This window comes from Streptococcus sp. CCH5-D3 (genome assembly GCF_001556435.1).
Lineage (GTDB): Bacteria > Bacillota > Bacilli > Lactobacillales > Streptococcaceae > Streptococcus.
Window position 1 is genome coordinate 1 of the sequence record NZ_LSIW01000108.1, and the last position, 3,202, is coordinate 3,202.

The 3,202-nt window shown below is 39.7% G+C and carries 1 protein-coding gene and 1 pseudogene; one reads left to right on the forward strand and one right to left on the reverse strand.

Annotated features, from left to right (window positions below; genetic code table 11):
- Window positions 1–307: pseudogene (locus AX662_RS10410) on the reverse strand (ISL3 family transposase); the annotation flags it as partial.
- Between the two features lie 575 nt (window positions 308–882).
- Between AX662_RS10410 and AX662_RS07205 the strand changes: the two are divergent.
- The coding region (locus tag AX662_RS07205) for a YSIRK-type signal peptide-containing protein (RefSeq protein WP_197414680.1) at window positions 883–3,202 on the forward strand (2,320 nt) is incomplete at its 3' end.

Consider the following 3,202-nt stretch of genomic DNA (forward strand, 5'->3'; position numbering starts at 1 on the left):
AAGTCCTAAAGACCGTTTGAAAGTAGTGATTGACCTTGCTCATGTTCTCCTCTATCAACTCAAAGAACTCATCTACTCTCTTCTCCTGAAAGAGAAATAGTAAGAGCTGGTAAAGTTTGTAGGCATTAGCGAACTCTTCTGAAAAGACCGATGTCTTCTCAATGATTTCATGTGGTACTAAAGTTTGACGGAAAAAAGAGTTGGGAGATAGCCTACGGCTGACCTTTTGCAGGAGTCGCCAGTGATTTTTCAAGGCTCGATAGGGTAGTGACTTCTTATCGAACTGGTTCATAATGGCAATTTTAGTATTAAAAATACTGGCTCTATAATCTTTATAGCAGTTTTAGCCATTACAAACATTATAGAATATTTTTTAATTATTCAGTTAAAAATAAAGCTTGATGAAAAAAACAATCATTAAAATTATTGATATCTTTTTAATTTAATGGCATTAATAAATCTAAAAATATGCATATTTATACTTGGTTATTAGTTTTATTATGAGTGTACCTATAAATGATGAGAGTGTAAAACGTGAGAATTATTCTATGATTCGAAAATTGTAATGCTTTTAAAAAGTAATATACGTTAACATTATAAGGTGCTCTAAAGGCTTTGGATAAAAAGCTTTTTTTATATTTTGAATTATATGTGTAAAGTTTTATAGGTTCTGTATAAAAAGAGGGTGTAAAAAAATAATATTTTTTAAAGGATAATGCTTAAGTTATTTTAAAAAAATAGAGAAAACTAATTTTATGATGGTAAAATATTGATTCAATTCTAATTATATGATATATTTTATGTTAGGGAAATTCAATTTATATTATTTTTAGAAGAGACAAGAGCAATCAAAATCTAATGATTTCTTGTCTAGGAGGAAATATGGGTAAAGATATCTTTAGTAAGAAGAGTCGTTTCTCGATTCGTAAATTGAATATCGGAGTCTGCTCGGTCTTGCTTGGTACTTTGATCATGATTGGTCACACAGCTCAAGCGGATGAAACGACATCTGATGGAGCAACAGTTGCAGCTACATCTGTAAGTACAAGTCAAGGCGAGGGAGTCGTGGCTACAACTTCGCCAAGCACAGCACCAGAAAGTGCAGCAACTGCTACGGTAGCACCAGCAGCTACTGAAACAGTTACAGCGACGTCGGTTGCACCTACAAGCTCAGTTGCATCAAGTGTAGCAGTAAGTTCGGAAGCACCAGCTTCATCAAGTGCTACAAGTTCAGCGCCGGCTTCAACAGCACCAGCTTCATCAAGTGCTACAAGTTCAGCGCCGGCTTCATCAGCATCAACCTTAACAAGTCCAGTAGTTGCTTCAGAAGTTACTAGTTCAACAAATGTATCAACTGCAAAACCAGCAACTGCTTCAGAGGCATCTCGTTCAGTCACAGCTTCTACAGCATCGTCGACTACAGCAAGCTCAGTGAGCGCTAGTGCAAATAATGTTACTGTGTCAGAAACGGCAAATGTGCCTCGTGTGCGTAGTCGTCGTGCAGTAGGGCAAGAACGTTCGATGGAAGGAAGAGATATTAAATATGTTTACCAAAATCGAACTGCTCAAGTAAACAGTGGGACTCCAACTCAACGTGCTAAGATTGAATACAGACAGTTGGACGACTATGAGGTAGTCAATGGGAAGACAGTCGCAACTGATCCATCTGGTCAAGGTCGCCCAGTATTAGAGTGGACTGTAACCTTTAACGAGGCTCAGTACGATAGGATGGGAGGATACTACTATTTCACAATTCCAAAGAATGTATCTGACCCTTACAATGTTGTGACAGATTACAATGGTGCTTACGTAGATCGCGATGGCTGGAAGGATGCAAATAAAGAATCAGGTGCTGGTTCAGCAAATGCAGAAGGTGTTCAGTATGTTGACGCAGGAAATAAACTTGAATGGCGTGTCAAAAATACTGTCGGAAGTGATTACAATAATGTAGATGGTCTTAGCGGTGTTATGGGGGATACAAAAAAGGTATATGTCCTCCAATTATCTAATAGTTCTAGTGCTCGCAAGTTTACTATTAAGTACCGTACAATAGTTGAAGACTCATCACAAGCCATTTCTTATATTGCCGGAGTTGAATCCAAGACAGGGCTACCAAGGAATAACTGGTATGCTATCTCAGGTAAGTACGACAAGAACTTGGTTAGTCAGGTTGGTGCACCAAGTGTGACTCCAAACTTGACGAACACTTCTATCAATGTTCCTGTTCAGACAGTGGCGTCGACTTCAAGCACTCTTTCAGGGACAGGGGTTCCAGGGGCAACTATCAAACTTTATATCGATGGTCAGGAGCAAAACATCGGTAACGTCACTGTTGACAGTAGTGGTAACTGGACTACAGGTGAGCTTCCAACAGCCTTGAACAACAATCAGGGTGAGGGTACGACTATCAAACCACGTCAAACTGTTCAGGTGACTCAAACGGTTGACGGAACAGAAAGTAGTCGTCGCACAGTTCCAGTATCAATCGGTGAGACAACGGTTGAACCTTCAAGCTTGACTACTAACCAGGATGCAGTTGTAGCAGGACAAAAAGAGGTTACTCTTAAGGTTCCTCATGATGCAGGTATTGCTTACTTGCGCTATACAGATACTGCAGGTCAAACAGTTGAAGTTCCAGTCAAACGTGACAGTTTATCAGCTGCATGGGTGTCACAAAAGTCAGATAAGGCAACTGTCAAATCAGTTGAGAACGGTAAGTTCCAAGATACGATTGTCCTCACAATGGCTGATAAGATTGCAGGTACAGAAGTATCATCTATCTCAAATGTGGTGGAAGGTGGTTTCTCAAGTGTGGCTGGATGGCAATCGCGCTCAGTAGAAAACCAGGCACCAACTATTGCTTCAGCTGTTGAAGGAAACAGAAAAACTGTCGAACAAGGTGCTCAACTGGACCTTACTTCTCTTGTGACAGTGGCAGATAAAGAAGATGATGCTCAAGCAACACTAGGTGATAAGGTACATGCTGAAGTCGTTTCAGTAAATGGAAACACAGCAACCAAGACAGTTGATACAAACACCCCAGGCACTTATACAGTTAAGTATAAAGCTGTTGATAGCCAAGGTAAAGAGTCAGGTGAGATTGAAGTTACTGTAGTTGTAAATCCTGTACGTCAAAACGAGGCTCCTACAGTAGAGATTCCTTACTCTAATAAAGATACTAAAGAAGTTTATGTATATGGTG